This window comes from Micromonospora echinofusca, from assembly GCF_017614955.1.
GTDB classification, from domain to species: domain Bacteria; phylum Actinomycetota; class Actinomycetes; order Mycobacteriales; family Micromonosporaceae; genus Micromonospora; species Micromonospora echinofusca_A.
Genome location: NZ_WVUH01000387.1, coordinates 1 through 6,256, shown reverse-complemented (window position 1 = coordinate 6,256; position 6,256 = coordinate 1). Strand labels below are relative to the sequence as shown.

Annotated in this window: 6 protein-coding genes; 1 reads left to right on the top strand and 5 read right to left on the bottom strand. The window is 65.7% G+C overall.

All coding sequences use genetic code 11. The features are described 5' to 3' along the window. The first annotated feature begins 172 nt into the window (after nt 1-172). Complete coding sequence (locus tag GSF22_RS29130) at nt 173-412, top strand: winged helix-turn-helix domain-containing protein (protein WP_208817118.1); 240 nt, start codon at nt 173-175, stop codon at nt 410-412. 77 nt (nt 413-489) lie between these two features. Here GSF22_RS29130 and GSF22_RS29125 read toward each other — a convergent pair whose 3' ends face one another. The 5 genes from GSF22_RS29125 to GSF22_RS29105 all read right to left on the bottom strand — a co-directional run bounded on the left by GSF22_RS29125 (nt 490) and on the right by GSF22_RS29105 (nt 6,248). Further along, nucleotides 490-1,110, bottom strand: a complete 621-nt coding sequence (locus GSF22_RS29125; RefSeq protein WP_208817116.1) for a hypothetical protein — start codon at nt 1,108-1,110, stop codon at nt 490-492. Further along, nucleotides 1,107-2,405: a hypothetical protein gene (locus GSF22_RS29120; RefSeq protein ID WP_208817114.1), complete on the bottom strand. Its 1,299-nt coding sequence runs from the start codon at nt 2,403-2,405 to the stop codon at nt 1,107-1,109. Before GSF22_RS29120 ends, GSF22_RS29125 begins: the two co-directional genes overlap by 4 nt. A gap of 53 nt (nt 2,406-2,458) precedes the next feature. Continuing rightward, nucleotides 2,459-3,196 carry an ATP-binding cassette domain-containing protein gene (locus tag GSF22_RS29115; protein ID WP_208817112.1) on the bottom strand — a complete coding sequence of 246 codons (738 nt, stop codon included), beginning with the start codon at nt 3,194-3,196 and terminating at the stop codon, nt 2,459-2,461. A 599-nt stretch (nt 3,197-3,795) separates the two neighbouring features. After that, nucleotides 3,796-4,239, bottom strand: coding sequence for a hypothetical protein (locus tag GSF22_RS29110; protein WP_208817110.1), 444 nt, complete (start codon nt 4,237-4,239; stop codon nt 3,796-3,798). Between the two features lie 863 nt (nt 4,240-5,102). Further along, a complete protein-coding gene (locus GSF22_RS29105; RefSeq protein ID WP_307804425.1) occupies nt 5,103-6,248 on the bottom strand; it encodes a hypothetical protein in 1,146 nt (381 codons plus the stop codon). Nucleotides 6,249-6,256 lie beyond the last annotated feature (8 nt).

Genomic DNA, 6,256 nt, shown 5'->3' with positions numbered 1-6,256 from the left:
GTCCGGGGGTCGGGGCGGGCACGCGCACCCGCCCCGACCAGGGGGATGAGCCACCCCGTTGCCACACGAAGAGCAGCTCGTAGGCAACATATCTAGAATAGCTAGAAGAGTCAACGCTGCTTGTTAGGCGCGTCGCGTTGTGATCGAATCGGATTGCCACGCGAGGAGTGCCATGCCTGAAGTGCCGGACTACATCCGGATCGCTGATGACGTCATCGAAGACGTCAGGTCCGGGAAGTTGACTGCGGGGGACAAACTGCCCTCGATCGTTGAGTTGCGCGCCAAGTACAGCGTCAGTCACGGAACAGTTCAGATGTCCTACGCCCGTCTGGAGGCGTTACGGGTGATCCGGCGCCACCAGGGCAAGGGGATCTTCGTGACTGATCCGGCCACCTGGATGCGGGAACCGTGAACGGGTGAGCCCTGATCGTTTGTCGTCGAGCGGTACGACACGCCGGACTGAGTGCTGCTGAACTGCAAACGATCACGTCATCGGTGGCGGACGACCTGGAGACACCCTCCGACCAGCAGGAGGACGATCCCCAGCAGTGCTGCGGCCCTGCTCGCGGTGACGTTGTACATCAGGTTGTACTCCCACGGGACGAGCCCGGGAGTGCTGAACGCGGCGATCAGCCCCATCGTGCACATCGAGGCGACCATGACGGTCGAGATCGCACCCACGATGAGTACGGATGCGAACACGATGCACCACGCCGCGACGTACGAGATCCGGTCGACGGCCTGGGGCAGTGCGAACGAGGTGGCCCAGGGGCCGATGGACCCGGCACCCAGTACGACGAGCATCCAGAGGCTCTGGGCCCTGAGTATCGGCCGTGCCCGGACGGCCTCCAGTTCGGTGGCCCGGCTGACCGTGCTGCTTGCCAGGGCAGCCGCTGGTAGCAGCATGAACACTACGGCGACGGTGTCCAGAGACGAACTCCCCGGCGGTGCGAACCGCAGACCCAGGGCCGACATGCTGAACTGGGCAACCACACCGATGAGGAGCCAGAGCGCGGCGTAGGCGGCGACGCCCCACAGGGTGACGCCGCGTGCGGTGGCGAAGGCGAGCGCGAGCAGGACCCGGGTGCGTGGCCTGGTCGACGTTCTCATGGCAGCGGGAGCGCCTGACACCTGGAGATCCTGTCCTGGTTCGCGCTGATCCACGCGGCCTGGTCCGCCCTGGGAAGACGGGAAAAGCCGTCCAGGGCAGCAGCGTATGCGGCATCTTCCGCGAGTACGGAACGAACGTCCAGCTCGCCGGGATAGTTACTGCCGTCGAGTGGGGCTTTTCTCATGGCCAGCCACCAGGCGTAGAGCGGGACTGCCATCCTGAGCCGGTCGGTGACACCGGCCTCGCCGTTCGCGCCGGACGCCCGTAGGCATGGATCGAGAAACACGGCGGCACCGAAAGCGGCATCGAGGGCAGTCGGATCGATCTGGTGCGCGGGTGATGTGTTGCCTTTGACGACCGGTACCAGAAGCATTCTCGCTGTTGCGGAGCCCTCGCCGTGTGGTTGCCCTGCTCGCTCCGCCAGACCCTCGACGAGGATCACGGTGGTCGCGGCGAAGTCGAATCCGGGAACAACGGCGGCAGCCGACCTGATCCTGGCGACGTACTCGTCGGCCAGGTGCTCGTGGGCCCGGTCGACGCAGATGGCGGGTACGCCAGCGAAGCAGACCGCCTCGTACTCACCGGGCTTCTCGAAGCGCGTGCCAGCGGTGAGCAGCACGGCCGACAAACCGAAGCTGGCGACCAGTGTCGCGGCGTACGCGGCCCGGCCGGCGAGCATGGCCCAGCAGAGCAGGGAGGCACCCACGGCTGTCCAGAACACCGCCCGCCCCAGCAGAAGCTCCACCGGAAGACTCAGATAGGTGCGGTCCACCTGGTCCGACAGCGAGATGTCGGAGAAGAGAACGCTTCCGCTGTAGGCATCCGCATAGACGAGCAGCATGTAGATGACATAGGGCGCGACGGCGGCGGCGATCGGCGCCAGCAGAGCCGGGACGAGGCGGCCGGCGACACCGCCCAGGCCGATCGCCAGCGGCACGGCGGCAAGGGTACTCGCCAACTCGACAGCGCTCAACTGACCGTGCATCGCGCGTGGACCGGTGGTGGAGACCGCGTACCCGAGCACCACGGCGTACCCGACCAGGCTGCCGAGTGCGACCGTGAGCAACGAGGAACGGTAGATCGCGAAGCAGGATCGGGAGGACGCCTGGATCAGATGTTCGTAGTGGTGCCGTCGGGCCGAAGCCACGAGCCAGGCCGTCGCTGCGGATCCGATGCAGCAGCCCCAGATGGTTGCCCAGCCCACGGCAGCGCTGGTGTTTGCCCAGTGCCCGGCCCACCGTTCCGACTTGGCGGCCACCACGATGACGCCCTGTAGCGCGGTGAGAAGTGCCACCGCAACTCCGACGACGAGGTACGCCGGGTTGGCCCTGCCGGGCGCGGTGCTCCTCATGACCGCTGACCGATCATCGTCTGGAAACCGTTCCGCAGGCCGCCCAGGCCGGATTCGCCACCGCCGTGACTTACCAGCTCGGCCGGAGAACCCGTCCACCGGACCGTGCCGTGGTCGATGACCACGATGTGCTCCGCCAACGCCTCGACGTCCTCAAGCAGATGCGTGGCCACCACCACGATCTTCTCCTGACGGACCTGACGGATTAGCTCGTGGAAGGCGTCCCGCTGTTCCGGATCCAGGCCGGCGGTCGGCTCGTCCAGAATCAGCACGTCAGGATCGGCCACCAGGGCCGCAGCCAGCCCGGCACGCCGCAACTGACCACCGGAGAGGGAGTTGAGCGGCTGGCGGGACTTCTCCGTCAGGTCGACCAGTTCGAGTACCGCCCGGCTTCGCTCGGGTACGAGGCTGGACGGCACCTCCTTCAGCCAGGCCGCATACGCGACGAACTCCGCCACCTTCATCCGGGGCGGAAACCCGAACGTCTGCGGGAGCCAGCCGACCCGGCGCAGTATCCGCCGGTCCGAGCCCAGCGTGAAGCTGAACGGCTCGCCATTCAGGTGGACTTCGCCGGAATGCGGCCGGGCCGCACCCGCCAGTACGCGCATGAGCGTGGTCTTGCCGGCACCGTTTCTGCCGAGGAACAGGTTCGCGCCAGTGGTCAGGTCGAGTGAGACGTCGGTGAGCACGTCTTTCTTCCCGTACCGGAAGCTGATGTCTCTGACCTTGAGCACCGTATCTCCGGAATCTGTTTTGTATTGCGTTCGATGCGTTGGGTGAATCCAGTCAATTGTGTTGCGGGCCCGAACCGTCTGCGTGTCGACTCTAACAGGGCATTGCTGAGGGTTGCGGCATCGTCCACACGACGCGTGGGTTTTTGATTTGCGGCTTGGACCGCAGCGTCGCCCTGAGTGCTGCGTTGTCAGCGGTGCGAGACGGCCATGCCTACGCTCCGACCGAATGGAATGCCAACGGTCACCGACGTGGCGCCGAAACGACTGGTGCTGGCCATGAACGATCGAGGCTCATGCCAATCACATTACCGCTGAATCGCCCGTAGGTGCTTTTCTCGCAGTCGTTGGTAGGTCTGTCCAAGATCATCCTTGGCGCAGCTCACGCGCCAGCAGGCCAGCCCGCTGTGGTCTCCCAGGGTGGCCGCGACCGTTCGATCCGAGCACCGGTGAAACCAGTTCAGAGCCACCTTCCCTTGGAGGAAGGTGGCTCTGGCTGTTGCCCGAATGGGGGGGCGACGGCGGGTCAGTGGTTCGGTGAGTTACTCGGCCGCCTGGCTAAGTAGCGCGCCACCGAGGATAAGCGGATACCCTGCATCGTCTCAATAGCGGCTCGCGCTGCCAGCCGAATAGGCGATGTGCGTATCGTCGTTTGCAATGATGCCAATCCAGTCAATTCTGATCTGAGCCGAGCTTGAATCCTCGATCGTAATATCGGAAATGTTGTCGTGCCACATGTTTACGTTTGAGCAACGGATCGCTGTGCTCTTGTGGTCGATGTACCCGGCGGTTCCATTGTGGTAACCGAAGAATTCGCCGTATGCGCACTCGCCTGCCAGGGTGTAGATGCGGATATTGGTGAGTTGCGCCGAGCGGTTATGCCAGACGATGTTGCCGGTAACCTGAGTTGCGAGTGCTCCCGACGCATGGTAGTGGCTTACGGTAAAACTGTAGTCCGTGGCGAGGGCGGGGGTGCTGCTAGCTGCAATGGCTGCAAGTGCTAGACCCGCGACTGCTGCAAAGCGAGCCCATAGGCGAGTAATCATGATTGCCTCTCTTTGAGACCGGTGACCTGGCCAATGAGGGTGCCGTGTGCATGCAACTCTATATAGAACTTGAACGATCTGTCTAGTGTTCTTGCCTATCGGGTGCTGATTCTGGACTTGTGCAATGCCGTGGCGCCGGGCTTTGGTCGATCTGGTGGGCCGGCGGCGATCGGCTGCGGGGACGGCGAAAATGGCCGAACTTGCGCCGGTGCTCTGGCCAGGGCTTGGGCAAGCATTAAGGCCGGGTAGGGCCCATCGGGCAGGTGCTGCGGGCGTGGTGAAGGTTGGCGGTGGTGAGGTTGGTGACGCCAGCGGTACGAAGTGCGCCGATAGCGGCGTTGCGCAGGGCGGCCACGACGTGTGGTCGGGCGGCGGTGCGGATCTGGGAAGTCTTTGTCATTGGTGACGTCCCGAACCCGGTTGAGCTTGTTTTCGATCGACCGGTGGCCGCGGATCCTCCGGCTAGATGGACTGGGTGACCCGGTGGACACGCAGGTCGGTGATCTCGTAGACGGCTTTGGCGTGAACCGTTTCGCCTGGTCGAGGCGGCATCCGCAATGGCGGATCCTCATCGCTTAGGCGGCGCGTGGGATCTCTATCCGAAGGGGAGGTCAGGATCGGTATGCGCGCATCTCGCGGCGTTGTTGCCGCAGTCAGTGTCGCAGGGGCGCGTCGGGGACCGCTTGCCGGGGCGGGTCCGTGAGTGGTGCGCGCAGGTGGGGCTGGTTGGCTTTCACGGTCAGGGTCAAGTGCGCGCCGAGTTGGGGGAGGTAGGTTCCGTGGTCCCGTCTGCAGTGCCTGCGTCGATGGGGATCGCCGTCGGGAGCATTCGAGCGGGTGGGCGGATCAGAGCGGTACCCGGATCAGGGGGAGTACTTCCAGCGGAGCAGCAGGTACGCGCCGAGGTACGCCGATCCGGCGGCGAGTACCGCCACCACGATCCACCGCTTCGGCCGGCTGGTCCGGCCCAGCGCCACCGCGACCGGCAGCAGCAGCGGGAACGCGGGCAGCAGGAAACGCGCCTTGGAGTGGTAGTACCCGTGTGCGCCGAGCGAGGTGGCCAGCAGCAGCGCACTGTAGAGCAGTAGTTGCCACGGCTGCCGGTCCAGCAGGCTGAACACGAACAGCACGACGGCGAGTGTCAGCACCAGGGTGACCGCGTACAGCGCGAGGGTGGAACCCTCGACGAGGACGGTTTTCGCCACGCCGACGGTGTACCGGCCGCCGTTGAAGGACATTTTCCAGCCGTCGTTCTGGATGGTGAACCAGCCGTCCAGTCGGCCGGTCCGCTGCGCCACCCAGCCCAGGTAGCCGAGGTAACCGAGCGGGGCGAGCAGCATCGCCACCCAGGGGCGCCAGCCGTCGCGCCGCTGGAACACCGCGATCAGGGCGGCCAGCCCGACCACCGGGATCAGCGCGGACGCGGTGGGCCGGGTCAACCCGGCGAGCAGGCAGAGCAGGCCGGCCGTCAGCCAGTTGCGGCGCAGCAGCGCGAAGAGGGTCCAGACGGCGAACGCGGTGAACAGTGCCTCGGTGTACGCCATGGACTGCACCACCGCGTGCGGCAACGCCCCCCACAGCATGGCGAGCAGGATGCCCACCCGCCGGTCGTACAGGTGGTTGCCGATGGCGAACAGCCCGGCCGCCGCCGCGAGGGCGGCGACCCAGGTGACCAGTACGGCGGTGCCTCCGGGGCCGAGCGGCAGCACCGGCTCCAGGACCCTGACCAGCCCCGGGTAGAGCGGGAAGAAGGCCATGCTGCTCTGCCCCGCGCCACTGTCGTACCCGTGCTCGGCGATGGCCAGGTACCAACGTGCGTCGGCCCGGGTGGCGAGCAGGGTCCCGATGCTCTTGCCGTTGGCCTGCGCCCAGGCCCAGAGCAGCGCCAGCCCGACCAGCCGGACCGCCAGGTAGCCGGCCAGCGCCGGCCACGCCGACCGGAGGAACCCGCCGATCATGGACTTGTGGTGGGAGTTCTGCCCCGATTCGTGGCCTTTGTGGGGCACCACAACTCCAT